Raw genomic sequence first — 24,827 nt, forward strand, 5'->3', positions numbered from 1 at the left:
TCGAATTGTTCCTGGATAAATCTATGGACGCGCAGCGCTGGAGCCTATTGTAATCGGGTAAACGAAGCTCAAATGCAATTACGGCGCGTGCGTTAACCGCGCAATCACCTCTGCCTGCTACTTTGCGCAGCGATCAAAAGGGGATGCTCGTTGTCATTGAGTGCGCTTTGCGCAACGGACGGCGGGTTTGTGTCAAAGGCAGATCGGAATGGCTTCGGAAGGTGTGAAGGAACGCGCGCACAGACCGTTCCTCTCGATGATCATGTCCTATGCTGCATCCGGCGGCAGTCTCGTCATCGGATCCGCCGCCCAGCTTTTGACGTTTGCAATTCTGGCGCGCTGGCTCGGCGTACATGAATTCAGCGTTTTCGTCGCAATTACCGCTGTCGCCAACATTGCGGTACATCTGTGCGGTCTTGGCGCGATGGAGTGCCTGGTGCGCCGCGTGGCGCGCGATCGCAGCATGTATTCGCGCATGCTCGGGCACAACATTCTGCTGACAACCGTGAGTGGCGTGATCCTGGTTCTGCTTGGCGCGGCCGTGCTGCCATTCTTCTTCACCTTGTCAGCGGATCCGGCGACCAACGTCGCGGTGATCACGCTGATGCTCATCACCAACATTGTCTTCGTCCGCATCATCGTGCTGGCGGAACAGATCTTCCTCGCCCATTCCAATTTTGCCTCGGCAAACAAGGTCGTCGTCGGCTTTGCCGTGGCGCGCACCATTGCAGCGGCGCTCGCCTGTGTCGCCTTCGGGGTGGCCACGGTCGCCGCCTGGGCGGTGTGGCAGTTCATCTGTCATGTGCTCGTGGCTGTCGGATGCTGGCGCGCCGTCAAGGGGCTGGGGCGTCCGACCTATGGCATCGTGCGCGAAGAACTGCCGCTTGGGCTCTATTTCAGCATCCCGTTCATCCTGCGCGCCGTCAGGCAGAATGCCGACCTTCTGGTGCTGAGCCTCGTGGCGAGCGCCGAGGTGATGTCGAGCTACAGCGTCGCGCGACGGATGCTGGAGAGCAGCTATCTTTCGGTCGAGGCACTGAACCGGTTGATCTATCCCGGTTCCGCGAAGGCGACTGCAGCCGGGCTGCGTCACGCGTTCGAGCGTGTCCGCAAGGTGCTTCTTGCCGCCACCTCGATCAGTGTAGCCGCCGCCATCGCGGTCTTCGTGCTCGCGCCCGTTCTGCCCTATCTCTTCGGTAAGGATTACGTCTCTCTCGTTTCCTTCGTCCGCATCCTCTGCTGGGTCGTGGTGCCGCTTGCCATGTGGTCGGTGGCGATGGAGGCGCTCGGGGCGTCTGGCCACCATCCTGCGCGCGCCTCGGTCATGGGGCTCGGCAGTGTATTCGGCGCGGCGCTCACAGCCTGGGCTACCTGGTACGCGCCGCCGGCCGGAACGTTCATCTCCTTCTACGTCATCGAAATCGCGATGGTCATCGTTTCCTGGGTCGTTTTCCTGCGCTTCGTACGGCGCGATAGGGAACAGGCCGGCGGCGCGCCCTTGGCGGCAAGGATGGCCCATGAAGCTTGAGGCCGGGAACATCCAGGCCGCGAGGCCGCTCACACGGGAAATGGTCCGCCTGGGCAACGTACGGGCGATGGAGCCCCGGGATATCCCCATCGTTAGCAGCATGTTCACCCGGATCTTTCGCAAGCGCGAAGGAGCAGCAAGCGAAGAGCTTCGGCAGTATATCGAGATCATCTTCTTCGGCAGCCCGCTCTATACCCCGGAAAACGGCAGCATCGTCTATGACGATGGGACCGGCGGTATCGGCAGCGCCATCCTGGCGCTTCCCATGGAGTTCACGGTCAACGGTCGCCGGACAGTAGCGAAGCTGTTGTGCGCCTTCATGTCCGAAGGCAAGGCCGGCGCAGTCGGCGCGGCCTGCCTTGCCCGTACCATGCGCGCCGCCAAACAGGATATGTGCTTTTCGGACAATTCGTCGCCGGTCAGCGCGGATCACTGGGTGGCCGGCGGCGGTGTCGTACTGCCGATACAGAGCCTCAATTGGCGTCGCTCCTTCCGGCCACTCAAAGCCTGGGCTCTGACGGTCGGCCGACAGGTACCGCTTCTCCGATCGAGGGTCGTATTGGGTCCGCTCGCGGCTGCCGATCGAATTCTGCGCCGCCGCCGCCCCAGGACGAAGCCGGATGCCGCTGCCGGTTGCGCAACGCGCGCCATCGATCCCGCGGCTTTTGCCGAGTGCGCCGAGCCGATGCTCCGGCGCTTTGCCGTCAGACCCGTCTGGTCGAGGAGTGAATTCAACTGGCTGATGGCGGTCGCCGGTTTGAACAGTAACTTGGGCGAACTCCTCTGCCGGGAGATCCTGAACGAGAGCGGGCACGTGATCGGCGCCTATCTCTATTTCGGCAGGGCCGGAGGAACGGCGACGGTGCTCAACATTGTCTGCGAGGCGGGCCGTGAGTTCGACGTCACCGCACAAATGTTCCATTCGCTTGATACGGAGGGCTACGCTCTTGCCGTCGGCAGTGCGCAACCATTCCTGATGAATGCGATTTCGCGCCAGAGATGGCTCTCCTTCCATCATCGCGGATACTTCTGCATGGTGACGCGGCACGCGGATCTCAAGGATGCCGTCCAGCGGAACGATATCTATGTCGGCGGACTGGCGTCGGAAAGCTGGAGCCGGTTGCTGACCGACTTCTGATCCCCGGCGTTAAGCGGCGATCCCGTCGTTTAACGGAATATTCACCCTACAACTCTAATTCTGCGATGGAAGGCGGCTCGCGGGGTCACGATCTTCGCGTCTTGATGGGCGTGCGTGAGGGATGCTTATGTATAGGCCGGACGAGGCCGAAAAACGGAGGCCCAGCCGTCCGGTGCACGATCAGGGTGTGCCGGTCGCGAGAGGCTCGTTGCTCGATCTGTTGTCACCTGACTTGCCGGGCGCGGAGCAGGGGGGCGCCGAGCCCGCAGTCGCCCGACCGCAAGCCGGCGGCCCTTCGGAAGCATCGCGGCACCAGGTCAGTGCCCTTGTGCCAACGCCACAGCGCCGCGACAATTATTTCCCCGGATTGAACGAACTCGGCAACATCGGCGTCGACGATATCATCGGCTGGCTGCGAGAAGGGCTCCTCTGGATCGTGGTCGCCGTGATGCTCTGTGTGGCAGCCGCGCTCGCCTATGCGATGACGGCGACGCCGCGCTACAGCGTCTATACCGACATCGTTGTCGATCCCTCCAATCTGAATGTCGTCAGCGACGACGTTTTCACCTCCAACCCGCAGCGCGACGCGCAGTTGCTGGAGGTGGAAAGCAAGCTTCGCATTCTGACATCGCGCAACGTGCTGTCGCGCGTGATCGACCAACTGCGCCTCTCCGAGGATCCGGAGTTCGTGAAACCCTCGGTCTTCGCTTCGCTGAAGAGCCTCTTTTCGACGAAGGCGGAACAGCAGGCAGGCAATGAGCTTGCCGCGATGCGGGCGCTATCGGAGCGGGTCGAAGCACGGCGTGAAGAGCGGTCCTTCGTCGTGGTGATGAAGGTCTGGAGCGAAGAGGCGGCGAAGGCGGTGACGCTGTCCAATGCGATCGTCGCGGCCTTTGAGCGGGAGCTGTTTCAGTCTGCCGCCGAAAGCGCCGGTCGCGTTGCTCAGAACCTCAATGCGCGCCTCGATGAATTGCGCCACAACGTGACCGAGGCCGAGAGGGCCGTAGAGGATTTCCGCCGCAAGAATGGCCTCCAGTCCACCAACGATGGCCAGCTTGTCAGCAATCAACTTTCGAACGAACTGAACACGCAGGTTCTCGACGCTCAACAGCGCTTCATCCAGGCGGAGACGCGCTATCGGCAGATGAACGATGCGATTGCGCAGGGTCGCACCGCGAGCGCTTCGGAGTTCGAATCCGTCAACATGACGAACCTGCGCGAGCAATATAACGTGCTGCAGCAGCAGATCGCCTCGATGCAGCGCACCTATGGCGAGCGGCACCCGCGTCTCGTCAATGCCCGCTCCGAGCGCACGACCCTGGAAGGGGCCATGGCCGACGAGGCGCGTCGCATTCTCGATCGCGCCAAGGCGGACATGGATCGCGAGCAGCAGGCTTTTTCCGCCTTGCGTGCCAAGGCAAGCGACGAGAAATCGAACGTTTTCTCCGACAACGAGGCCCAGGTGCAGCTTCGGGATCTCGAGAGAGATGCTCGGGCCAAGGCTGCGATCTACGAGACCCATCTGGCGCGCGCTCAGCAGATTACCGAGCGCCAGCAGATCGACACGACCAATGTCCGCGTGATCTCGCGCGCCTTGCCGCCGAACGCGCGTAGCTGGCCGCCGCGTACGTTGATCCTGCTCGCGGGGGGCGTGATCTTCGGCCTCGCACTTGGCATCGGCCTGGCCCTGACGCTGGGGCTGTGGCGCTTCCTGCGCGGACGCCGGCCCGTAGCGGCCTGAGAGAGGGGACGGCATGACGAGCGCCGTCTATCGCGACGAGAGCCCGGCGGACCTGCTCCGCGCCCGCATAGGGACCGCGCTCTTCATGGCGACGTTCCTTTTTTTCTGGATAACGACCACGCCCTTCATCGACCTGACCGGGGCGGCGGTGCTGGATCCTTCTGCTGGCAATTCCAATCGCTTGAACCAGATCGTATCGCTTGCACTCTTTGCGGGTATGTTCGCCTATGGGCTCGCGCACCCGCTGCGCGGTATCATTCTGCAGCCGCGGCTGTTGCTGGCCGTGCTCTACATCTGGTTCCTGTTCGTCTCCGCGATTTCGGCCTATCCGATGTTCGGAATTAAGGGAACCGTCCTCGCGGTGATGGTGACGATCAACGCCAGCGTCTATCTGCTGCTGCCAGCTTCAGAGCGGCATTTCGCCAAGATGCTCGGCATCGGCACCCTGTTCATGCTGGCGGTCGCCTATTACGGCATTCTCTTCAAGCCGACGCTTGCGATCCATCAAGCCTCCGAACTCCGCGAACCAATGAACGCCGGCCTTTGGCGCGGCCATTTCCCCCACAAGAACAGTGCCGCAGCAGCCATGGTGATTGCGGCTTTCTTCGGCCTCTTCGTCATGAACGTCTGGTCGCGAATGGCTGGCCTGGCCATCGTTGCCCTGTCGTTCAACTTCCTGCTCCATACGGGCGGCAAGACCTCGACCGCCATGCTGCCGGCGATCGTGCTGCTTGGCTGGATTTTCGAGCGATTCCGCTTCCTGCGCATCCCGATCGTTATCGGGGGGGTCGGTCTGTTCAATCTCTTCGCCGTCGGCTCCGCGGTGTTCAAGCCACTCAGCGATTTCGTCACCGAGCTTGGCATCGATGCAACCTTCACCAATCGTGCCGATATCTGGCGGTTCGCCTTCACGGCACTCGCCGAACAACCGATCACCGGCTACGGTTTCAAGGCCTTCTGGCAGACGTCGGAACTCGTCAATAGCGGTGGCTCGATCGAAACCTGGGCGGTGGCGGCCGCAAATGGCCACAACTCCTATCTCGACATCGCTCTGACGACGGGTTTTCCCGGATTGTTGCTGACGGTGCTCTGGCTCCTGGTCCTGCCTCTGCGCAACATCGCGCGTCTGGCACCGGCCCAGGAGCATTCCCATCTTACCCGGCTCTATATCCGCGTCTGGCTCTACACGATCTTCAACGCCGGCCTCGAGAGCCTGTTCTTCGAGGGCGGCAACCTCCTGTGGTTCACTTTCCTCTTTTCCCTCTACGGCCTGCACCTACAGTCGCGCGCGGTCCTTTCGGTGGCCCCGCAGCAGGTAAAATCCGGAGCCGTTTATGTCTGATCTCCTTCAAACCGTCGACGGCCTTGTCGATCGCGTCGCGAACCGGTTGATCTGGCGCTTCGCGGCCAAGCCGCGCGACGTCGTGACCGATGTGCCGCTCGTTTCCTTCACCTTCGATGACGTGCCGGACAGTGCGCTTCATAACGGGGCGACGATCCTTGAACGGTACGGCCTGCGAGGCACGTTCTACATTGCTGGCGGACTGGCGGGGCGTGTCGAAGTTGAACGCACGTTGATCTCGTCGAAGGGATGCGCCGATCTCGCCGATCGAGGCCACGAAGTCGGCTGCCATACCTATTCCCACACCAAGATCAGGCGCTTGCGCGGTGGCGGCCTTGCCCGCGACCTCGACCGTAACGCTGATTATCTGAAGCGCAGCGGCGTCAACGCGACTGCGACGAACTTCGCGTTTCCCTACAATGCCGCCTGGCCGATGGCGCGTCGTGAACTGGGGCGGCGCTACCGCACCTGCCGCGCGGCCGGCGAGAGCGTCAATCGCACGGCCGTCGACCCGCTGATGCTCAAGGCCGTGGAGATCCGCCAGCCGGAGGCGGATGCACGGGCGCTCACCGGATGGATCGACGATGTGGCCGCTCGGCCGGGCTGGCTCGTGTTCTTTACCCACGACATCGCCGCCCGTCCGACGCCTTATGGTTGCACGCCGGAGACCTTCGAGCACCTCGTTCAGCACGCGATCTCCAAGGGATGCGTGGTCCTGCCGGTCGAGCAGGCGCTCGACAGGCTCGGCTGGTAGGAGAGCGCCATGTCTGGCCAGCGGAACGGCAACGGCAGGCTGCTCGCAATCAATAACTACTTCTATCGCCGCGGCGGTGCCGAAGCGGTGTTTTTCGACCATATGAAGATGTTTGGCGAAATTGGCTGGGACGTGGTGCCCTTCGCCATGCAGCATGAGGATAACGAGCCTTCGCCTTGGTCCGACCACTTCGTCTCCGAGATCGAATACGGCCGGCGCACCAATCTGTTACGCAAGGTCGTGCAGGCGGCAAGCGTCATCTACTCGCGCGAGGCCCAGCGCAACATTGACCGGCTCATCCGGAATGTCCGGCCCTCGATCGCCCATGCCCATAACGTCTACCATCATCTGTCGCCGGCGATCTTCTCGACGCTGAAGCAGGCCGGCATTCCCGTCGTCATGACGGCGCACGACCTGAAACTTGCTTGCCCCTCCTACAAGATGCTGCGCGACAGCACCGTTTGCGAGGACTGTCGCGGCGGACACGTCTACAACGTCTTGCGCCACCGCTGCATCAAGGGCGAGTTGACGCTGAGTGCCGTGGTACTCGCGGAAACGCTGGTCCACCGCGCGCTCGGCCTCTACCGCAACCAGGTGGATCGCATCGTCGTACCAAGCAAGTTCTACGTCGAGAAGTTGGTCGAGTGGGGATGGCCGCGCGAGCGCATGGTCCACATTCCAAACTTCGTCGATGTCGACGACTACTCCGACCAATGGGCTGAGGGCGACTACTTCGTCTTCGCCGGACGTCTGGCACCGGAGAAGGGGTTGGCGACATTGATAAGAGCTGCTGCATCGTCGCGCCAGCGGGTGGTGATCGCCGGAACCGGCCCTGATGAAGCGATGCTTCGGCGGCTCGTCGAACAGACCGGAGCCAATGTCACCTTTGCCGGCTATCTCTCCGGCCACGCCCTGCATCGTCTGATTGGGGAATCGCGAGCCCTGGTTCTGCCGTCCGAATGGTACGAGAACGCGCCGATCAGCGTGCTTGAAGCCTATGCGTTGGGACGGCCCGTCATCGGCGCGTCGATCGGCGGCATCCCCGAAATGATCTGCGAAGGAGAGACCGGGATGACGGCCCGAGCCGGTGACGCTGACGATCTCGCGCAGGTACTGACGCGGATGGCCGCGCTCACGGTTTCCGATCGTACGGCCATGGGGGCCGCGGGTCGACGTTGGATTGCCAGTGAATTCTCGGCCGCCGCCTATCGCGACAGAACCCTTGACCTCTATGCATCGCTCGGGGCGGGGGAGGCCCGGCGCCGTTAACCGTCGCGCGCAATTTGTAGTAATGCGGGCTCGCCGTATGGTTTTTGGTCAGTTATATGAGTGGTGAATGAAATATTTACTTGGTTGATAAGTATTTCGCCGTGAAATCGGTTACGGACAACCTTCGAGGCGGCGCATGAGCAGTAACTCTGATGTCTCGCGATGTCACCACCAGCAGCCGGTGATTGCACAGGAGATCGCACAATCCGGGTTGTCCGAGGCACGCGGACAGATGCCGCGGCGCGGCGCGGCTCTGTCTGGAATGCGTCGGGGCCCGGCCCAGAGTGGAGCCGTTGCAGCCAGAGGCGAGCGCAAGCGCGTGATGATGTTGGGATTGCGCGGTATTCCGAACGTGCAGGGCGGTGTCGAAAAGCACGTCGAAATGCTCGCCGACAACCTTCTGGGCCACGGTTGGGATGTCGAAGTCGTCGGGCGTCGGCGCTATCTTCAGGACGGCGACTGCTACGCCTGGAACGGGGTGGAGGTCATCCCTCTTTGGTCGCCACGCCGGATGGCTCTGGAGGCGCTCGTTCACACGTTTCTCGGTGTATGTCTTGCCGCCTGGCGGCGGCCGGACGTATTGCATATCCACGCCATCGGCCCGGCTTTGATGACGCCGCTTGCGCGCATTTTCGGACTGAAGGTTGTCGTCACCCATCATGGCTACGACTATGACCGGCAGAAATGGGGCGCCTTCGCCAGACGGACGCTGAAGCTTGGCGAGTTCCTCGGCATGCGGTTCTCGAATGGGCGCGTGGCGATATCGCAGGATATCGTTCAGACGATGCGTGCGCGTCATCGTGTGTCGATGGCGCTGGTGCCGAATGGGGTCGCGATTACGCCGCCGTCCGGCAATGCCGGCATCCTCCACGAATTTGGCCTGGCGCCGCGGCGCTACATCCTGCTTGCCGCACGATTGGTCCCGGAGAAGCGGCAGCTCGATCTCATCAGAGCTTTCGCGAAATGTGGCTTGACGGATGTCCGGCTCGTTATCGCCGGCGGCGCGGAGTTTGAGACACCCTATGTCCGGGAGATGAGGACCCTCGCCGGCGAGGTGCCGGGGGTGGTGCTTACGGGGTTCCAGTCCGGCGACCGGCTGGCGGAGCTCTTCGCCAATGCCGCCCTGTTCGTGCTGCCTTCAAGCCATGAGGGCATGCCGATCGCCCTGCTGGAGGCAATGGCCTACGGCCTTCCCCTGCTGGCAAGCGATATCGTTCCCAACCGGGAACTGGATCTTGCGCCCGACGAGTATTTTCCGCTTGGCGACATCGATGCACTTGCAGCCGGCATCGCCGCAAAGCTTGCCGCACCGCTCAGCGACGACGACGTGCGCGAGCGGGCGGCTCATGCGGAAGCTACCTACAGTTGGACAAACGTGGCGCAAAAGACCGCGGCAGTGTATAGCGCATTGCTGGCAAAGTAGGCCGACCTTCACGTTCGCCGGATCCCTGCCAATCTAAGTGCGACGGCGCCCGGCCTTTCGAACGAGCAGGTGGGCGCGGTCGTGGACCGTTCGACGATTGCCGTGCTTTGCACGCCGCCTGGAAGACAAGCTGACAATGAACCTCAAACGCGCTGCCGGCCTTTTCGCATGGATCCTATTTGCCGTAATCGCCTATTCGACGATATCGCCCCTCGAGTTGCGGCCGCGCATCGGACATCTCGTGCATCTCGAGCGGTTTGGCGCTTTCGGCCTGCTGGGACTGTTGTTCGCGATCGCCTATCCGAGACAGATCGGGCGCGTGCTGGTTCTCGTGCTCGCCACCGCGATCGGCTTCGAACTCCTGCAGATGATTTCCGCGGATCGCCATGCGCGCGTGACGGATGTTGCCGTCAAGCTTCTCGGCGGTGCCTGCGGCGTCTTGTCCGGGTGGCTCGTCGTCCGCTATCGGCCGCAACTGCTCGCTTTGCTGGGGCGGATAAACCAAAACGCAAAATATCGCAGCTAGTATCAACGACAACCTGAACGCGTTGCGAACGCACTGCTGATATTGGGGGATCAATTGGCAGTATCCGTCATCATCAAGACGCTGAACGAAGAAAAGCGCATCGCTGCCACCATCGAGAGCGCGCTCAAGGCGCTCGAAACTGTCGGCGGCGAGGTCATCGTCGCCGATAGCGGCTCCTCGGACCGGACCATCGAGATCGCCTCGCGCTACCCGGTGGTGATCGCCCAGATCAGTCCGCCGGCGCGACCAAGCTGCGGCATCGGTCCCCAACTCGGCTTCCAGTATTCCCGCCACGAGCACATCTGCCTGCTCGATGGCGACATGCTGCTGGACGACGACTTTCTCGAGGTAGCGGAGGCATTCCTGGCCGATGACCCCGAGGTCGCAGGCGTCACCGGTCACGTGCAGGAGATGCTGACGTCCAACCTCGAATTTGCCCGGCGGGTCACGCGCAATGCGCCGGAGAACCGCATCGGGGCGATCGACCGCATGAATGGCGGCGGCCTCTATCGGCGCGCGGCGATCGAGGCCGTCGGTTATCTCTCCGACCGCAATCTCCATGGCTATGAAGAGTTCGACCTCGGCATCCGGTTGCGCAGTGCCGGCTGGAAGCTGCATCGCCTCGACCGGCGCTTCGTTCGGCATTTCGGCCATACGGAGAATTCCTACCGGCTTCTCGTTCGGCGTTGGAAAAGCAAGTATCTGTTCGGCATCGGCGAGTTGCTGCGTGCTTCGATCGGCCAGCCTTATTTCTTCCAGCTCATCAGGGAATTGCCGGAACTCAAGCTCTGGGCGCTGGTCTATCTCTGGTGGGCAGCATCGCTTGGTCTGCTTTTGTTCATGCCCAGCAAGACCCTCGCTCTCGCCGCAGTCCTCGCAATCCTTGCCGGCGTCATCGGGCTCATGAGCTTGCGCAAGGGGGGGCTTAGCATGGGACTTTATACGGTCGTCGCCTGGTTCTTCCATGCGGCGGCGCTGCCCGTCGGCTTCTTCAGGGCGCGCCGCAAGCCCGATGCGCCGATCGAGAGCAAGTTGCTCGGAGCCCTGGCGTGAGCACGCGAGCCCTGTTCGCCACGGCAGCGATGCTTCTGGCATTCGGCCCGTGCGTACACGCATCCGATCAGTGGCTGCCGGTACGTGAAGTTTCGCTCGAGCTTCGGAAAGACAGCCCGCTCGATTTCTCCTCTTTCCTGCCGAATGCCTTGATCGACGCCGATCATCGTCTCGTCGCCGGCGCCAATGGCCGGCTCGCATTCGCGCGTTCGCCGGAAAAACCCGAAAGAATGCTTTGCGCTTCGCTCGCCTGGAGCCCGGCCTCCGGCGGATTTCCCGATCACGACACCGCCGACCGCTACGCCCGGCAACTGGCGATGCACGGTTACAATCTTGCCCGCCTGCATTTCGTCGATGCCAGCCTGATGTTCGGCCGCGACAAGGATTTCGACTACGACCCCGAGACGCTCGACCGCATCCACTATCTACTGGCGGCGCTGAAGAGGAACGGCATCTACTGGATGATCGATGGCCTCTCGTCGCTGCGCGGCGCCTATGGCGGCTTTGACGATCGTTGGGACGATGGAGGAAACCTCAAGCTCGAGCTGTTTGTCGATGACCGGGCGTTCGATCACTGGAAGCGCATGCAGGAGACGATCCTTGGGCGCGTGAACCCCTATACGGGTGTCGCGCCCATCCGCGACGATGCCCTGGCGGTCGTCGTCCTCGCCAACGAGAACGGGATGGAGTTCGACGCCGTCGTTCACGATCGGCCCCGACGAGCGCCTTACGATCCGCTGCTCGCAAAGCCGTTCAATAGCTGGCTGGCCAAACGCTATGGCGCCACCGACGCTTTGGCCAAGGCGTGGCCCGACCTTCGCTCCGACGAGACGATCGAGGCGAGATCGGTCGAGCTCCCGGCCGATCGCTATGTCCACAGCCCACGGCTGCGCGATCTGCAGGCCTTCTTCGTCGAGACGGAACGGGCGGCGACCGCGCGCATGAGCGAGGTCTTGCGCGGGCTTGGCTACCGCGGTCTGATCAGCAATTACAACAATTGGCCGACGATCCAGGCGTCGCTCAGCCGGCGCGGCCTCGAAGCCGTGACCATGAACACCTATCACGACTGGGTGAGCGGCTACGCGCCGGGAAGCAAAATCACGCAGGTAAGCTCCATTGCCGACGGGGTGAACTATATCCGGATGATCGCGGCGGCGCGCTGGCTCGGCAGACCCTTCGTGATCAGCGAGTATGATCACCTCTTCTGGAACCGCTACCGCTTTGAGGCGGGGCTGGCGATGCCGGCCTACGCGGCGCTGCAAGGCTGGGACGCGCTCTGCCGTCATGGTCACGGCCCGATCGTTCTCTCCTATGGCGAACCTTACGCCCATAAGAAGGCGATGCTTCCCTACGCCATCGCGCTCGATCCGGTCGCTCGCGCCGGCGAGACGCTGGCGGCGCTGCTTTACCGCCGTGGCGATGTTGCAACATCGGACCTGACTGTCCCGTTTGCCATACGTGGCGAAGAGGATCTTTCCGACGATATGCAGGCGCGCGAACCGGAGCATCTGACGGACCTCGCGCTGATCGGTCGGATCGGTCTGGAAGACCTGAAGCGCCTCGGCGAAGTGCCGGCCGTGCTGCAACCACGCCAGCAAAGCAGCGAAGGGGTTCTCGACACGTTGCGCCAAAGCGGCGCGCTCGCGAGCGACAATGGCACGAACATCGATGCCGGCCTCTACCAGAGTAGCACCGGCGAGATCTTCTTGAACCGTTTTGCCGGACAATTGCGGGTGGCAACGGCGGCAACCGAAGCCGCAGCCTATTCGTCACTGCGGGAGCCGATCGATCTCGGCGTGCTGCGCATCGAAAGGGCCGATGGCAACGGGCTCGTCGCGCTTTCGGCGCTCGGCGCGGACGCGTCGCTGGCGACGGGCCGTCGTTTCCTCGTGATCCTGGCGACCGATGCGCAGAACACCGATATGACGTTTCGCGACGCGGAGGAGAAGGTGATCGAGGACTTCGGACGATTGCCGGTCCGGATCCGCGCAGGCTATGCCGACCTTTCGCTCGCGCGAAGTGCCGAGAGCTGGAGCGTTTCGCCGATCGGCCTCGATGGCACCGTGCATCCGCCGGTCGTGAACGGGAAGGGCGCCGTCACCTTCCGTCTCTCAAACGATGTTCCCTCCGGCCCGACGACCTATTTCCTTCTCGAGCTGCGATAGAGATCTACCGTCGCCCCGGATCAATGAATGGCCACGATGTCGGCCTACGCTCCGCCGCTTTCATGCAATGGAGGTTACAATGAGAATATCGGAAGCCATGCATCCCGGGGCTCGCTGGATCTCTCCCGACACCGATCTCAAGACGATCGCGCGCATCATGCGGGATGAGGATATCGGCGCCTTGCCCGTCGGCGAAAACGACCGCCTGATCGGCATGGTCACGGACCGCGATATCGCCTTGCGTGCCTTCGCCAATGGGCGCGATCCTGCTTCGATGACGGCGCGCGACGTTATGACCAGGGATATCGTCTATTGTCGTACGAGCGAAACGATCGAGCACGCCGTCCATCTGATGGAGGCGAAACAGGTCCGGCGCCTTCCCGTGATCGACCAGGACAAGCGCATGGTCGGCATGCTGTCGCTCGGCGACATATCGCATGCGAGCAGCAGGCGACTGTCGGGCGAACTCGCCCGGGCAGTTTCTGCCCATCACCTCTGAGATCCGACATAACGACCGCGGCGCCGTCGTCGGCGCCGCAGACGATTTTGTTGGATCGGTCCGGAGAGGATCAGAAGCGGTAACTGATGCCCGTACCGATCAGCCAGGGGTCGAGCTTGACCTTGCCGCTCACCGCGCCTGCGCCGGGTAGTGTTGCGTTGACTTCGGGTTCCAGGAACAGTTTCTTGACGTCGAAGTTCAGCCCCCAATGTTCGTCGAGCTTGATGTCGACGCCGGCCTGGAGCGCCACGCCGAAGGTGTTCTTCATGTTGAAGCTCGAGAAGTCGCCGCGGGGCTTTTCGTTGTAGAACATCGTGTAGTTCACGCCGGCGCCGATGTAGGGCTTGATCGTTTCCGTCGCGTTGAAATGGTATTGCAGCGTCAGGGTCGGCGGCAGCAGCCACGCCTTGCCGATTTCGCCGAGACCTGCGATCGAGCCACTGCCGCGTGCCGTGTGCGGCGTCGTGCCGAGGATCAGTTCGGCCGCGATGTTGTCGGTGAAGAAATAGGTGATGTCGAGCTCGGGCACCACGGAATTGCTGACCCCGACCTTTTCGCGGTTAAGTGCCATGCCGTTCAGATCGAGCGAAGCCTTGTCGTCGGGCAGGACGGCCAGCGCGCGGGCGCGGATCATCCATGGGCCCGGTTCGCTGGCGAGAGGCAGTTCCGGCGCCGCGACCACACTCGGCTCGGCGAGATCCGCCGCCGTCGCGATTGCGAGCGGCGCCGCAAGCGTGGCGAAGAAGACGACAGATGGCAAGATGGCGCGAGTAGGCATGATTTCCGGACCCCCAGAAGAAGTTGAACATCGCCGGTCAGGGCGTTCGACCGCAGCACTCCTGCGGCCGGCGGCACTATGCTCAAGACGGGTGTCTCAGGGGTTGTCCTGGATCAATGCAGTCGCGAATAACCAAGTCCTTGGGGAGAAAGGGGATTCGCCTTGACGCAAGATGATTATCCCAAGCCCTTGTCAGGCCGGCATGCGCGGAATGCTGGCAAGCAGCCGCTGCGTATAGGGGTGCTTAGGTGCGGTCAGAATGTCGCGGGTCCTGCCGCTTTCAACCACCTTGCCGCGCTCTAGAATGACCATCTCCTCGCAAAGCGCGGCGACGACACCGAGATCGTGGGAGACGAACACCAGCGTCACTCGTTCCGCAAGCGTCTTGAACAACTCGACGATGCGGATGCGGGTGGAAAGGTCCAGCGCGCTGACCGCCTCGTCCGCCAGCACGATCTGCGGACCGGCGACAACCGCGCGGGCAATGGCGATGCGTTGGCGCTGTCCGCCGGAGAATTCGTGCGGATAGCGCTGCATGGCGTCGAGTGGCAGGCCGACCGCTTCAAGCGCTTCGGCGACCGCTTTTGTCCGATCTCCCGGAATACGCAGCGAGCGCAGGGGTTCGGCGATGATGTCGACGACACGTTGGCGTGGATCGAGCGACGAATAGGGGTCCTGGAACACCGGCTGCACGGCGCGGCGATAGCGGCGCATGAAGGCGCCGTCGCCGGGGTCGAGCCGTGCGTCGCCGAAATGGATGGTGCCGCTCGTCGGCCGAACGAGCCCGAGCATGAGGCGTAGAAGCGTCGTCTTGCCGGATCCGGACTCGCCGACGAGACCGACGCTCACGCCGGGACGGACCGAGAGCGAAACGTCGTTGAGCGTGGCCTGCTGGCGCGAGTAGCCGAAGCTGACGTTTTGAAGATCGAGCATCATGATCCGGTTGTCCCCAGCGCTTCGTCGAACAGGCGGGCGGCTTCGACCAGGGTCTTGGTATAATCGTGCCGAGGCTTGCCGAAGACCGTGCCGACCGCGCCTTCCTCGACTGCGAGACCATTGCGCAGCACGATGACACGCTCCACGACCTGGGCAACGACGGGCAGGTCATGGCTGATGAACAGCAGTGCCATGCCCGTTTCGCGAACCAGGCGGTCGAGAAGTGCGAGGATTTCTGCTTGCGTGGTGACATCGAGCGCCGTCGTCGGTTCGTCGGCGATCAGCAGCTTTGGGCGGCAGGCGAGCGCCATGGCAATGGCGACCCGCTGACGCTGACCGCCGGACACTTCATGCGGATAGGAATTCGCGATGCGTTCGGGTTGCGGCAATGCCACCTTGTCGATGAGGTCGCGGACTTCGCGGTTTATGACTTCCGTCGTTACCTTGCCGCCCTCGCGCTCCAGGCGCCGACGAACCGGCTCGGCGATCTGCCGGCCGATTTTCATCAGAGGGTCCAGAGCCGTCAGCGGCTCCTGAAACACGACAGCAGCGGCAACACCGCGCAAGCGGTTCATGACCCTGTCTGTGGCGCCGACGACCTGTTGCCCGTCGAGTTCGATCGAACCGGTTACGCTAATCGAGGGCGGCAGCAGACCGGTCGCAGCCATGGCGGTCATCGACTTGCCGGAACCGGACTCCCCGATCAGTCCGATGCGCTCGCCGGGGCGGATCGTGAAGGAGAGATCGGACACCAGCGGCTTGTCGTTGGCGCGGATCGTGAGCCCCCGGATATCGAGAAGCGCTGTCATCGCGATCTCCCGCGTGTCGGATCGGCGACATCGCGCAGGCCATCGGCAAGAAGGTTCATGCCGATGACGAGCGCGACCAGAGCGATACCGGGAGCGATCGCGCCGATCGGCGCCGTGTAGACCGTGCCCTGGGCTTCCTGCAGCAGCCGCCCCCAGGAGGCGTTCGGTGGCGGCGCGCCGAGGCCGAGATAGGAAAGCGATGCCTCGGCGATAACGGCGAGACCAAACTGCAGGGCAAAGTTGACCGAGAGCGTCGGCCAGATGTTCGGAAGCACATGGCGGAAAACCACGCCCACCCAGGATGTCCCCGACGTGCGCGAGGCGATGATGTAGTCCTGCCGGAGCACCCGCTTGGCGAGGATGCGGGTCAGCCGCGCGACGATGGCAGAGATGGCAAGGCCAAGGGCCAGGATCGCAGTCCAGAGGCTGGCGCTGTCGCTTGCCGCCACCACCAGCATTGCCAAAAGCAGGGTCGGGAAGGCGATCAGAATGTCGAGCGTTGCGGCCATCACGTCGTCGGCAAGGCGCGTGGCGAAGGCGGCGAGCACGCCGAGACTGACGCCGATCATGGCGCCGATCGCCACAGCGCCGGTGCCGACAAGGAGTGCGGTGCGCGCGCCGATCATCAACTGTGTGAGCAGGTCGCGTCCCAGCCGGTCGGTTCCGAGCCAATGCAGGAGCGACGGCGCCTCCAGCCGGCCGCCCGAGGCGTTCAACGGATCATAAGGCGTCCAGAACAGCGTCAGCATCGCCACGGCGAGATTGATGCCGACGAGCACGAGCCCGATGGTGAGTGCCAGCGAATGCCGGCGCTGTCGCGTGGAAACGGATGTCTCGGCCGGGCTCATGCGCGGCCTCCGACGGCGCGTTCGCGCAGGCGCGGATCGATCAGGCGCTGGGTAAGATCGGCGGCGAAACCGATCAGAAGCACAAGCAGGGTGGAGATGAACAGCACGCCCTGAACGTTGGGATAGTCACGCTGTTCGATTGCGAGCAGCAGCATCGAGCCCAAGCCCGGCAGCGCGAAGACGCGCTCGACGACGACGGCTCCGAGCAGTGTCGTCGCGAGTTCGATGCCGAGAATGGAGACGATCGGCACCGCGCCGTTGCGGATGCCGTGGCGGATCAGGGCTTCCGGGAAGCTGGCGCCAAGGGCGCGCGCGGTGCGCAGATAGTCGCTGCCGAGAACGTCCTGGGTTGCCGAGCGCACGTAGCGCAGCAATGACGCGCCCATGACGAGTCCGATCGTCATGACCGGCAGCGTGAGTGCATAGAGCACCTGCCCCTCGTTCTGCCAGCCGCGCCGGGGAAAACCGCCCGACGGGAACAAACGGAAGGTGACCGCAAAGACGGTGACGAGCAGGATGCCGACCCAGAAAACGGGAATGGCGATGCCGAGCTGCGACACGGTCGAAATCAGCCCGCCATACCAGCGGTTGGCCTTGACTGCCGAGAGGATGCCGAGTGGCACGGCGATCAGAATGGCAAGAAAGAAGCCCATCAACGCCAGCGGCACGGTGACGGTCAGCCGCGCGGCGATCTCCTCGGTCACGGGCTTGCCGCTGACGAAGGACGTGCCGAGATCGAAACGGGCGAGGCTGCCGGCAAAGCGCAGGAACTGCTGCCAGAGCGGCAGGTTCGAACCGACCTGTTCGCGGGCCTTCTCGATCTGCGCGGCATCGGCGCCAACGGAAAGAAGCGCATTGGCGGGATCGCCGGGCAGCAGACGCAACAACACAAACAGCACCGCCGCCGCGATCAGCAGCGACAGGAGCAGAATGGCAAAGCGACGGACGAGATAGGTGAGAATGGCTGCATTCCTTTCTTCTCACGGGGGACCGTGATCAGAGATGTTGGCTTTTGCATCAAAACGGCGAGAGAGGCTAGAGCAAGGGCCTCACTTTAGCCGAGCCTGTGTGTGGCGGGCTGAAACGTCTCGGATGAAGCCAAGCCATGCTCGCGGAACGCAGAAGCCCCTAGATCCGATCCAGGGGCCCTTGTCGCCGTGAAAAGCGGAGATCGGCGGCTTATTGTTCGCTCTTTTTGATGCCGTAGGCGAAGAATTGCGAGTTCAGCCCGTTCACCGGATAACCCGACACAGCCGAGCTCGAAACGACGATCTGCGGGTAGAGGTAGAGCCAATCGCTGGCGGCATCCTCGGCGATGATCGTGTTGGCTTCCCGAAGCTTGGCGGTCTGCTCGTCGGTGGTGGCGGCTGCTTCCGAGGCCTTGATCAGGTCGACGACCTTGGGGTTGTTGTAACCCCAGTAGAAGTCCGGATTGCCGTAGAAGACGATGTCGCGGTGGTTGACGTGTTCCTGCAGCGTCGCTTGGAAATCATGCGCCTTGTAGACCTTGGTGTACCACTCGTTGGCGGTGATCACGTTGATCTCGACCTTGATATTGACCTTGGCGAGCTCGCTCTGAATGAATTGCGCGACGATCGGATGCGGATCGTAGTTCGGCGTGTCGAGCTTGAAGGTAAAGCCGTCGGCGAAACCCGCTTCCTTTAAGAGCGCCTTGGCGCTTTCGACGTCATAGGCGTCGACGGCGGTCAGATCCACGTACCAGGGATCGGTCGGCGGAACGAAGGAGCCGATCAGCGTGCCGTATTCACCCCAGATCGACGTCAGCAGTTTCTTGTCGTCGATGGCGCGCGCAATCGCCTTCCTGACCTTGACGTTGTCAAAGGGGGCGACGCGATCGTTGAAGGCTAGCAGTTCCTTGGTGGTCGACTGGCCGGCGGTGACGGTGAAGTCGGGATTGTCCTTGAACTGGGCGATCGAGTCCGGGCTCTGGACGCTGGTGATGATGTCGACTGCGCCGGTCAGGAGCGCATTGTTGAGCGCGGTTGCGTCAGTGAAATACTGGAAGACGACTTCGCCGTTGGTGGGCGCCGTGCCCCAATATTTGTCGTTGCGGGTCAAGGCCAGCGACGAGCCGCGGCGCCATTCCTCGAGGCGATAGGGGCCGGTGCCGTCTTCGCTCGCGTTCAGATCCTTCGCCGAATCGTTGACGATCCAGACGTAGCTCAGATTGTAGGGCAGCGAGATCGAGCGCTCCGAGAGCTTGACGACGACCGTCTGGTCGTCCGGTGTTTCGATCGCGCTGATCGTCGCGAGGCTCTTCTTGCGCGAGCTCTTCGATTGCTCGGCCGTCACGCGTTCGATGCTGTATTTGACGTCTGTAGCCGTCAGCGGATCGCCGGAGTGGAAGGTGACGCCGGGGCGAAGCTTGAAGGTATAGGTGAGGCCGTCATCGCTGACGTTTTGCTCGGCAACGAGGCCAGGCTGGACTTCGCCGGCATCCGTCAGCGTGAACAACGCTTCATAGACGTTGCCGTTGAAGGCCTCGTTGATGCCCTGTCCGGCGCCGGCAGTATTGTCGAGGTTCTGCGGCTCATAGAGCGAGCCGATCGTGATCGAGGCGTTCGGGTCGAACTTCGCGTCCTCGGCGAAGACGGCTGTGCTCGACGAGAGAGCGAGCGCCAGCGTGGCGGCGGCGAGCGTTGAGCCCGGTGCCCGGAGGCTGTGTCCCTTGGTCTTGCCAAAGCCGATGATATTGCCAGTCATGTCCCAAACTCCTGCATTATGCCTGTCGCGTGTTTCGCGTCGCTACCGATTGTACGCATCGGACGATTGCGATGCATCATACTTATTCCCTAGTAATTTAGTGGGTAAATTGGTTCCATTTATTTGCCGAAGTTGAAAATTGTACCCGCTGCCTTGCCCTCGTGGCGAAGGCCTTTCCGATGGAGGTTATCAGCGACGCTTGCCAGATATATCAGTATGCGATGATAAGCCTCTTTGAATTTTAACGGGTTAGCGCCCAAATCGTCGCCTTCTGTTCGTCTGTCGCCGTGAAAGGTCGCTGTCCGCAAACGCGGTCAGCCGACTAGATGACCGGTTGATTGCCGTCCACAATGAGATTCACTCGAAAATTGTAAAATGCAACGAGTCGACAAAAGGATTCGACGGTCCCGGGATTCTGATATATCGCGTGATTAATCGTTTAATCACGCGATAGCGGAAACCACTGACTTGGCGCGTTCCGGACCAAAACTGACGAGGATTGCCAGAACGCTCGGCGTGTCCGCGGCCACGGTTTCGAACGCGCTCTCGGGCAAGGGACGCGTTTCCGCCGAAATGGTGGAAAAGATCCGCGCCACGGCTGCCGAGCTCGGTTACGTGCCGAGCCAGGCGGGCAGGGCGCTGCGCACCGGCCGCACCGCCGTCATCGGCCTCGTACTCCCCGATATCGCCAATCCGCTCTTCCCGCAGATTGCCCAGGCGATCGAACTCGCCGCTTCCTCCTCCGGCTACGGCGTGCTGATCGCGGACTCGCGCGGTGACGTCTCGACCCAGACCAAGGCGATCGAGCGATTGATCGATCGCGACGTTGATGGCCTGGTCATCGTGCCTAGGCGGGGCACCCGCATCGCCGATGTCGGTTGTCCGGTTGCCGTCATCGATACGCCGTCAACACCGGGCAACACGGTTGCCGCCGACCATTGGGGCGGCGGCCAGCAGATTGCCGAGCACCTGAAGGCGCTCGGGCACCGCCGCGTACTGATCATCGGCAACAATCCCGCCTCGAACGTGCAGAACGACCGCGCCGGCGGCATTCGATCGGTCTTCGGCGAGGGGTTCCACACCGACACGCTCTGGATCGAGCCGCTGGAGAAAGTGGCTGGCAAGGGCTGTCCGCTCGGGCTCGCCAAAAAGGTGGCGGAAGGCTACACCGCCTTTGCCTGCATTTCCGATCTCCATGCGCTTCGGGCGCTGACCGAACTGCAGCGTGCCGGCATCAACGTGCCGGAGAAGGCGAGCGTTACCGGCTTCGACGACCTCATCTGGTCGCCGGTCATCACGCCGGCGCTGACGACCGCGCGCATGGACATGACCGAGATCGCGGCCATCGCCGTCGCAGCGCTGGTCAAGGCGATCCGCGAGCGCGACCCGTCCGATCCTGAAATCGGCGCACCGGTCACTGCCGAAAAGGCCAAGGTGCCGATGCACCTGGTCGTCCGGCAATCGGCTGCCGCACCACCTCAACCGATCCAAGCCACTGCCACCACAGCCACATCCGTCACCGAAGGAGGACACCAGCCATGAAAAAGTTTCTGCTTGCCTCGAGCGCGCTCTTGCTCGTCGCCGCCCCAGCCGCGTCTGCTCAGGAAAAGACGCTGACCATTTCCGTCTATGGCTTTGCCCAGGATGCCTTCAAGGAACTGGTCTATACGCCGTTCGAACAGAAATGCGGCTGCAAGCTCGTCGTCGAGACCGGCAACAGCGTCGAGCGCCTAGCGAAGATGGAAGCCAACAAGGCAAGCCCGGTCGTCGACATGGCAGTGGTCTCGATGGCGGATGCGCTTTCGGCTTCCCGCGCCGGCCTGATCGAAAAGATCGACACCTCGAAGCTCCAGAACTTCAACAAGCTCTATGACCTTGCCAAGGACCCGAACGGCGACGGCATGAGCGTCGGCTACACCTTCTATGCGACCTCGATCGTCTATCGCTCGGACAAGATGGAGGTGAACTCCTGGGCCGATCTTCTCGACGAGAAGAATGCCAGCCACGTTGCCTTCCCGAACGTCACCACCAACCAGGGCCCGCCGGCGCTCTACATGGTCGGCGAAGCGCTCGGCAAGAACACGCCTGATCTCAAGGACGCGATCGCTGCCGTCGGCGCCAAGAAGGACGAAATCGTCACGTTCTACGTCAAGTCCTCGCAGCTCGTGCAGCTTATGCAGCAGGAGGAGATCTGGGCGGCACCGATCGGCCGCTTCTCCTGGGAAGGCTTCACCAAGCTCGATTTGCCGATCAAGTGGGCGACGCCGAAGGAAGGACAGACCGGCGGCATGAACGTGATGGTGCTGACCAAGGGCGGCAAGAACCAGGAGCTCGCGCTGCAGTTCATGGACTTCTGGCTTTCGACCGAAATCCAGACCGCGCTTGCCGAAAAGCTGGTCGACAGCCCGGCCAACAAGGACGTGAAGGTTTCGCCCGAGATCGCGGAAAACCTCACTTACGGCGAAGAGACCGTGAAGAACCTGAAGCTCATCCCGTCCGCCGTCGCCCTCGACAATCGCGAGGCGTGGCTCTCGGAATGGAACGCACAGGTCGGCCAGTAAGCCTGAGCAATTGATACCTCCACCGGTGGGCACTGATCGCCGGTGGAGACCTCATGCGACGGGCGCAAGGACACACGCCCAGGAATGCCTTGAAAGGAAGAAGGATGTTCCAGAACCGCGCCGAAGCCCTGGCGCTCGCTCTGCCGGCGGCGGTCTTTGCGGCGATCGTCTTTCTCGCACCGGTGGTGATCCTGCTGGCGGAAGGGTTTCGCAATGCCGATAGCTGGTCGCTTGTCGCCTATACGAACTTCTTTTCCGATCCGCTGAACCGTACCGTCTTCCTGCGCACCTTCCGGCTCGGCCTGGTGGTCACCGCCGTTTCGGCCGTCATCGGTTATGCTGCGGCCTTTGCGATCGTCAATCTGACGCCGCGCAGCAAGGGACAGATGATCGGCCTCGTCGTGCTGCCGCTGATGATCTCGTCGGTTGCCAGGACCTACGCCTGGATCGTCATTCTCGGCCGCACCGGCATCGTCAATCAGGCGCTCCAGCTCGTCGGTCTTTCGGACGAGCCGATCCGTTTCCTCTTTACAGAGACGGCCGTGTTCATCGGCCTCTTGCAGCTCTTCCTGCCGCTGATGATCCTGTCGCTGATCAGCGCGCTCGAAAACATGCCGAAGGATGCAATCCCGGCTGCCCGTGTTCTCGGCGCCAACTGGTTTCAGGTGTTCTTCAAGGTGATCCTGCCGCTGACCAAGGAAGGCCTCGTGATCGGTGGCACGCTCGTCTTCACCGGTTCGCTTACCGCCTACATCACGCCGGCGATCCTCGGCGGATCCAAGGTGCTGATGCTCGAAACGCTGCTCTACCAGCGCGTGACCGTCGCTAACGACTTCGTCTCGGCAAGCGTCATCGCCTTCATCCTGATCGTCATGAGCTTTGCCGCCAATCTTCTCCTGAAACGGCTTGCCACCGCGAGGAACAAGCGATGACACCGCGCGTCTTTACGCCTCTCGTTCTCTTCCTGGTGATCGGCTTCCTGATCGGGCCGTTCTTTATCATCGTTGCCGCCTCGCTTTCCGGCGGCGAGACACTCGCTTTCCCGCCGCAGGGCTTCTCGCTGCAATGGGTCGCCAAGGTTTTCACGGTCGAGAGCTTCCGCGAGAGCTTCGCGATCTCGATGCTTTTGGCGATCGGCGGTACCGCCGCGGCGCTCGTCCTCGGGGTGCCCGCATCCTACGCGCTTTCGCGCTACAAGCTGCCCTTTGGCGAAACGGTCAGAACCATCGTATCGCTGCCGATCATCGTGCCCGGCATCATCGTCGGCCTGGCGCTCTTGCGCTATATCGTCGTGCCATTCGGCTTCAACATCACGCTGGTGCTGTTCCTGGCGCACACGGCGCTGGTTCTACCCTATGCGGTGCGCGTCGTCTCCGCGAGCCTCAACAACCTGCGCTCCGATATCGAGGAGGCGGCAGTGCTGCTCGGTTCTTCTCGCGCCGGCGCCTTTTTCCGGGTGGTAATGCCGAATATCCGCAGCGGCATTCTCGCTGCCTTCATCCTCGGTTTCGTCACGAGCTTCAATCAGGTGCCGGTGTCGCTCTTCCTCTCCGGCCCGGGTGTACGCACGCTGCCGATCGACATGCTCTCCTATATGGAGATCACCTACGATCCGTCGGTCGCAGCCCTCTCTGCACTGCTCGCCTTCATGTCCATCGGCATCGTCTTCCTTGCCGAACGCTTCCTGGGGTTCTCTCGCTATGTCTGATGCCGCCTTCCTCAGCCTTGAAAAACTGACGCTCGCCTACGGCGACACCGTTGCGGTGAAGGATCTCGACCTTTCGATCCGCAAGGGCGAGCTCGTGGCGTTCCTGGGCCCCTCGGGCTGCGGCAAGACCACGACGATGCGTTCGATCGCGGGCCTTCTCTCGCCGGCCTCCGGCGCGATCAAGCTCGACGGCGCCGATATTACCCGCGTTTCCGCGAACAAGCGCTCGGTGGGCCTCGTCTTCCAATCCTATGCGCTGTTCCCGCACCTGACCGTGTTCGAGAACGTCGCCTTCGGCCTGCGACTGAAGAAGTTGCCCGCCGCTGAGATCGAGAGCAAGGTGACGGCCGGGCTGAAATCGGTCGGCCTTTCGAAATTCTCCGCCCGCAAACCGGGCGAGCTTTCCGGCGGCCAGCAGCAGCGCGTTGCGCTGGCGCGCTCGATGGTGATGGAGCCGAAGGTGCTCTTGCTCGACGAGCCGCTGTCGAACCTCGATGCGCGCCTTCGCCTCGAAATGCGTACGGAATTGCAGCGTGTGCAGAAGGAAACCGGCGTGACGATGATTTTCGTCACCCATGACCAGGGCGAGGCCCTGTCGCTGGCGGATCGCATCGTCGTCATGCTGAACGGCGCGATCGAGCAGATCGGTACGCCCGAGGACATCTACAACCGCCCCGTCTCGCGTTTCGTCGCCGATTTCGTCGGTTTCGAGAACATCTTTGCCGTCGAGGGCGGCAAGCTCAAGGCCGGCAACGGCCCGATCGAACTCTCCGGATCCCTGCCGCCTGACACGGCAGGGCTTGCGTGGCGTCCGCGCATGGTGTCCCTGGGCTCAGGTCCTTTCCAGGGCACCGTGTGCGGAGCCTCTTTCTCCGGCAGCACGCGAGAATATCTGCTCGATACGCCGCTCGGCGCCATCAAGGCGGAAGAGGATGCCGCGCTCGCAGCGCGTGAAACCGGCACTGCCATCGCCTTCGACCTGCCGGTCGAGAAGGCCGCGCGCCTCAAGAAGTTCGGTTGACGTC

Annotated in this window: 22 protein-coding genes; 16 read left to right on the forward strand and 6 right to left on the reverse strand. The window is 62.5% G+C overall.

Annotation, left to right across the window (positions count from 1 at the left end):
* The first annotated feature begins 208 nt into the window (after positions 1-208).
* The 11 genes from AC1Z3V_RS10325 to AC1Z3V_RS10375 all read left to right on the forward strand — a co-directional run bounded on the left by AC1Z3V_RS10325 (position 209) and on the right by AC1Z3V_RS10375 (position 13,438).
* Positions 209-1,528, forward strand: a complete 1,320-nt coding sequence (locus AC1Z3V_RS10325; protein ID WP_483498621.1) for a lipopolysaccharide biosynthesis protein — start codon at positions 209-211, stop codon at positions 1,526-1,528.
* A complete protein-coding gene (locus AC1Z3V_RS10330; protein WP_483498623.1) occupies positions 1,518-2,666 on the forward strand; it encodes a GNAT family N-acetyltransferase in 1,149 nt (382 codons plus the stop codon). The genes AC1Z3V_RS10325 and AC1Z3V_RS10330 overlap by 11 nt, the downstream gene beginning before the upstream one ends.
* 127 nt (positions 2,667-2,793) lie before the next feature.
* Entirely contained in the window at positions 2,794-4,407 is a 1,614-nt protein-coding gene (locus AC1Z3V_RS10335; RefSeq protein ID WP_483498625.1) for a GumC family protein, read from the forward strand.
* 13 nt (positions 4,408-4,420) lie between these two features.
* Positions 4,421-5,749, forward strand: a complete 1,329-nt coding sequence (locus AC1Z3V_RS10340) for an O-antigen ligase family protein (RefSeq protein ID WP_483498627.1) — start codon at positions 4,421-4,423, stop codon at positions 5,747-5,749.
* Positions 5,742-6,503 carry a polysaccharide deacetylase family protein gene (locus AC1Z3V_RS10345; protein ID WP_483498629.1) on the forward strand — a complete coding sequence of 254 codons (762 nt, stop codon included), beginning with the start codon at positions 5,742-5,744 and terminating at the stop codon, positions 6,501-6,503. Before AC1Z3V_RS10340 ends, AC1Z3V_RS10345 begins: the two co-directional genes overlap by 8 nt.
* 9 nt (positions 6,504-6,512) lie before the next feature.
* Positions 6,513-7,772, forward strand: coding sequence for a glycosyltransferase family 4 protein (locus AC1Z3V_RS10350; RefSeq protein ID WP_483498631.1), 1,260 nt, complete (start codon positions 6,513-6,515; stop codon positions 7,770-7,772).
* A gap of 262 nt (positions 7,773-8,034) precedes the next feature.
* Positions 8,035-9,195 (forward strand): glycosyltransferase family 4 protein, encoded by a 1,161-nt coding sequence (locus AC1Z3V_RS10355; protein ID WP_483499630.1) that lies wholly within the window; start codon positions 8,035-8,037, stop codon positions 9,193-9,195.
* A 136-nt stretch (positions 9,196-9,331) separates the two neighbouring features.
* Positions 9,332-9,721, forward strand: coding sequence for a VanZ family protein (locus AC1Z3V_RS10360; protein WP_483498633.1), 390 nt, complete (start codon positions 9,332-9,334; stop codon positions 9,719-9,721).
* Positions 9,722-9,775: 54 nt separating this feature from the next.
* Positions 9,776-10,774: a glycosyltransferase family 2 protein gene (locus AC1Z3V_RS10365; RefSeq protein ID WP_483498635.1), complete on the forward strand. Its 999-nt coding sequence runs from the start codon at positions 9,776-9,778 to the stop codon at positions 10,772-10,774.
* Between the two features lie 29 nt (positions 10,775-10,803).
* The gene (locus AC1Z3V_RS10370) at positions 10,804-12,939 is read left to right on the forward strand and encodes a glycoside hydrolase (RefSeq protein ID WP_483499631.1); all 2,136 of its coding nucleotides are present in this window, start codon (positions 10,804-10,806) and stop codon (positions 12,937-12,939) included.
* A gap of 79 nt (positions 12,940-13,018) precedes the next feature.
* On the forward strand, positions 13,019-13,438 hold the full coding sequence (locus tag AC1Z3V_RS10375) for a CBS domain-containing protein (protein WP_483498637.1): 420 nt from the start codon (positions 13,019-13,021) through the stop codon (positions 13,436-13,438).
* A 70-nt stretch (positions 13,439-13,508) separates the two neighbouring features.
* Here AC1Z3V_RS10375 and AC1Z3V_RS10380 read toward each other — a convergent pair whose 3' ends face one another.
* From AC1Z3V_RS10380 to AC1Z3V_RS10405, 6 genes are all read right to left on the reverse strand, one after another.
* A complete protein-coding gene (locus AC1Z3V_RS10380) occupies positions 13,509-14,216 on the reverse strand; it encodes an OmpW/AlkL family protein (RefSeq protein ID WP_483498639.1) in 708 nt (235 codons plus the stop codon).
* A 192-nt stretch (positions 14,217-14,408) separates the two neighbouring features.
* Entirely contained in the window at positions 14,409-15,155 is a 747-nt protein-coding gene (locus AC1Z3V_RS10385; protein WP_483499632.1) for an ABC transporter ATP-binding protein, read from the reverse strand.
* Complete coding sequence (locus AC1Z3V_RS10390) at positions 15,149-15,961, reverse strand: ATP-binding cassette domain-containing protein (RefSeq protein ID WP_483498641.1); 813 nt, start codon at positions 15,959-15,961, stop codon at positions 15,149-15,151. Before AC1Z3V_RS10390 ends, AC1Z3V_RS10385 begins: the two co-directional genes overlap by 7 nt.
* A complete protein-coding gene (locus AC1Z3V_RS10395) occupies positions 15,958-16,809 on the reverse strand; it encodes an ABC transporter permease (RefSeq protein WP_483498643.1) in 852 nt (283 codons plus the stop codon). The genes AC1Z3V_RS10390 and AC1Z3V_RS10395 overlap by 4 nt, the downstream gene beginning before the upstream one ends.
* Positions 16,806-17,771, reverse strand: coding sequence for an ABC transporter permease (locus tag AC1Z3V_RS10400; protein WP_483499634.1), 966 nt, complete (start codon positions 17,769-17,771; stop codon positions 16,806-16,808). Before AC1Z3V_RS10400 ends, AC1Z3V_RS10395 begins: the two co-directional genes overlap by 4 nt.
* 217 nt (positions 17,772-17,988) lie before the next feature.
* On the reverse strand, positions 17,989-19,533 hold the full coding sequence (locus AC1Z3V_RS10405) for an ABC transporter substrate-binding protein (RefSeq protein ID WP_483498645.1): 1,545 nt from the start codon (positions 19,531-19,533) through the stop codon (positions 17,989-17,991).
* Between the two features lie 468 nt (positions 19,534-20,001).
* On the opposite strand from AC1Z3V_RS10405, the gene AC1Z3V_RS10410 reads away from it, so the two are divergent.
* The 5 genes from AC1Z3V_RS10410 to AC1Z3V_RS10430 all read left to right on the forward strand — a co-directional run bounded on the left by AC1Z3V_RS10410 (position 20,002) and on the right by AC1Z3V_RS10430 (position 24,823).
* On the forward strand, positions 20,002-21,075 hold the full coding sequence (locus tag AC1Z3V_RS10410; RefSeq protein WP_483498646.1) for a LacI family DNA-binding transcriptional regulator: 1,074 nt from the start codon (positions 20,002-20,004) through the stop codon (positions 21,073-21,075).
* Positions 21,072-22,094: an ABC transporter substrate-binding protein gene (locus AC1Z3V_RS10415; RefSeq protein ID WP_247959553.1), complete on the forward strand. Its 1,023-nt coding sequence runs from the start codon at positions 21,072-21,074 to the stop codon at positions 22,092-22,094. Before AC1Z3V_RS10410 ends, AC1Z3V_RS10415 begins: the two co-directional genes overlap by 4 nt.
* A 104-nt stretch (positions 22,095-22,198) precedes the next feature.
* On the forward strand, positions 22,199-23,026 hold the full coding sequence (locus AC1Z3V_RS10420; protein ID WP_173518711.1) for an ABC transporter permease: 828 nt from the start codon (positions 22,199-22,201) through the stop codon (positions 23,024-23,026).
* Positions 23,023-23,802, forward strand: coding sequence for an ABC transporter permease (locus tag AC1Z3V_RS10425; protein WP_483498649.1), 780 nt, complete (start codon positions 23,023-23,025; stop codon positions 23,800-23,802). The genes AC1Z3V_RS10420 and AC1Z3V_RS10425 overlap by 4 nt, the downstream gene beginning before the upstream one ends.
* The gene (locus AC1Z3V_RS10430; protein WP_483498651.1) at positions 23,795-24,823 is read left to right on the forward strand and encodes an ABC transporter ATP-binding protein; all 1,029 of its coding nucleotides are present in this window, start codon (positions 23,795-23,797) and stop codon (positions 24,821-24,823) included. Before AC1Z3V_RS10425 ends, AC1Z3V_RS10430 begins: the two co-directional genes overlap by 8 nt.
* Positions 24,824-24,827: the final 4 nt, after the last annotated feature.

This window comes from Ensifer sp. 38_S197 (genome assembly GCF_056924495.1).

Excerpts from the sequence above, each read along its gene's own strand:
- AC1Z3V_RS10325 (WP_483498621.1), top strand. The coding sequence starts at position 209 with ATGGCTTCGGAAGGTGTGAAGGAACGCGCGCACAGACCGTTCCTCTCG.
- AC1Z3V_RS10330 (WP_483498623.1), top strand. The coding sequence starts at position 1,518 with ATGAAGCTTGAGGCCGGGAACATCCAGGCCGCGAGGCCGCTCACACGG.
- AC1Z3V_RS10335 (WP_483498625.1), top strand. The coding sequence starts at position 2,794 with ATGTATAGGCCGGACGAGGCCGAAAAACGGAGGCCCAGCCGTCCGGTG.
- AC1Z3V_RS10340 (WP_483498627.1), top strand. The coding sequence starts at position 4,421 with ATGACGAGCGCCGTCTATCGCGACGAGAGCCCGGCGGACCTGCTCCGC.
- AC1Z3V_RS10345 (WP_483498629.1), top strand. The coding sequence starts at position 5,742 with ATGTCTGATCTCCTTCAAACCGTCGACGGCCTTGTCGATCGCGTCGCG.
- AC1Z3V_RS10350 (WP_483498631.1), top strand. The coding sequence starts at position 6,513 with ATGTCTGGCCAGCGGAACGGCAACGGCAGGCTGCTCGCAATCAATAAC.
- AC1Z3V_RS10355 (WP_483499630.1), top strand. The coding sequence starts at position 8,035 with ATGCGTCGGGGCCCGGCCCAGAGTGGAGCCGTTGCAGCCAGAGGCGAG.
- AC1Z3V_RS10360 (WP_483498633.1), top strand. The coding sequence starts at position 9,332 with ATGAACCTCAAACGCGCTGCCGGCCTTTTCGCATGGATCCTATTTGCC.
- AC1Z3V_RS10370 (WP_483499631.1), top strand. The coding sequence starts at position 10,804 with ATGCTTCTGGCATTCGGCCCGTGCGTACACGCATCCGATCAGTGGCTG.
- AC1Z3V_RS10375 (WP_483498637.1), top strand. The coding sequence starts at position 13,019 with ATGAGAATATCGGAAGCCATGCATCCCGGGGCTCGCTGGATCTCTCCC.
- AC1Z3V_RS10380 (WP_483498639.1), bottom strand. The coding sequence starts at position 14,216 with ATGCCTACTCGCGCCATCTTGCCATCTGTCGTCTTCTTCGCCACGCTT.
- AC1Z3V_RS10390 (WP_483498641.1), bottom strand. The coding sequence starts at position 15,961 with ATGACAGCGCTTCTCGATATCCGGGGGCTCACGATCCGCGCCAACGAC.
- AC1Z3V_RS10395 (WP_483498643.1), bottom strand. The coding sequence starts at position 16,809 with ATGAGCCCGGCCGAGACATCCGTTTCCACGCGACAGCGCCGGCATTCG.
- AC1Z3V_RS10405 (WP_483498645.1), bottom strand. The coding sequence starts at position 19,533 with ATGACTGGCAATATCATCGGCTTTGGCAAGACCAAGGGACACAGCCTC.
- AC1Z3V_RS10415 (WP_247959553.1), top strand. The coding sequence starts at position 21,072 with ATGAAAAAGTTTCTGCTTGCCTCGAGCGCGCTCTTGCTCGTCGCCGCC.
- AC1Z3V_RS10420 (WP_173518711.1), top strand. The coding sequence starts at position 22,199 with ATGTTCCAGAACCGCGCCGAAGCCCTGGCGCTCGCTCTGCCGGCGGCG.
- AC1Z3V_RS10425 (WP_483498649.1), top strand. The coding sequence starts at position 23,023 with ATGACACCGCGCGTCTTTACGCCTCTCGTTCTCTTCCTGGTGATCGGC.
- AC1Z3V_RS10430 (WP_483498651.1), top strand. The coding sequence starts at position 23,795 with ATGTCTGATGCCGCCTTCCTCAGCCTTGAAAAACTGACGCTCGCCTAC.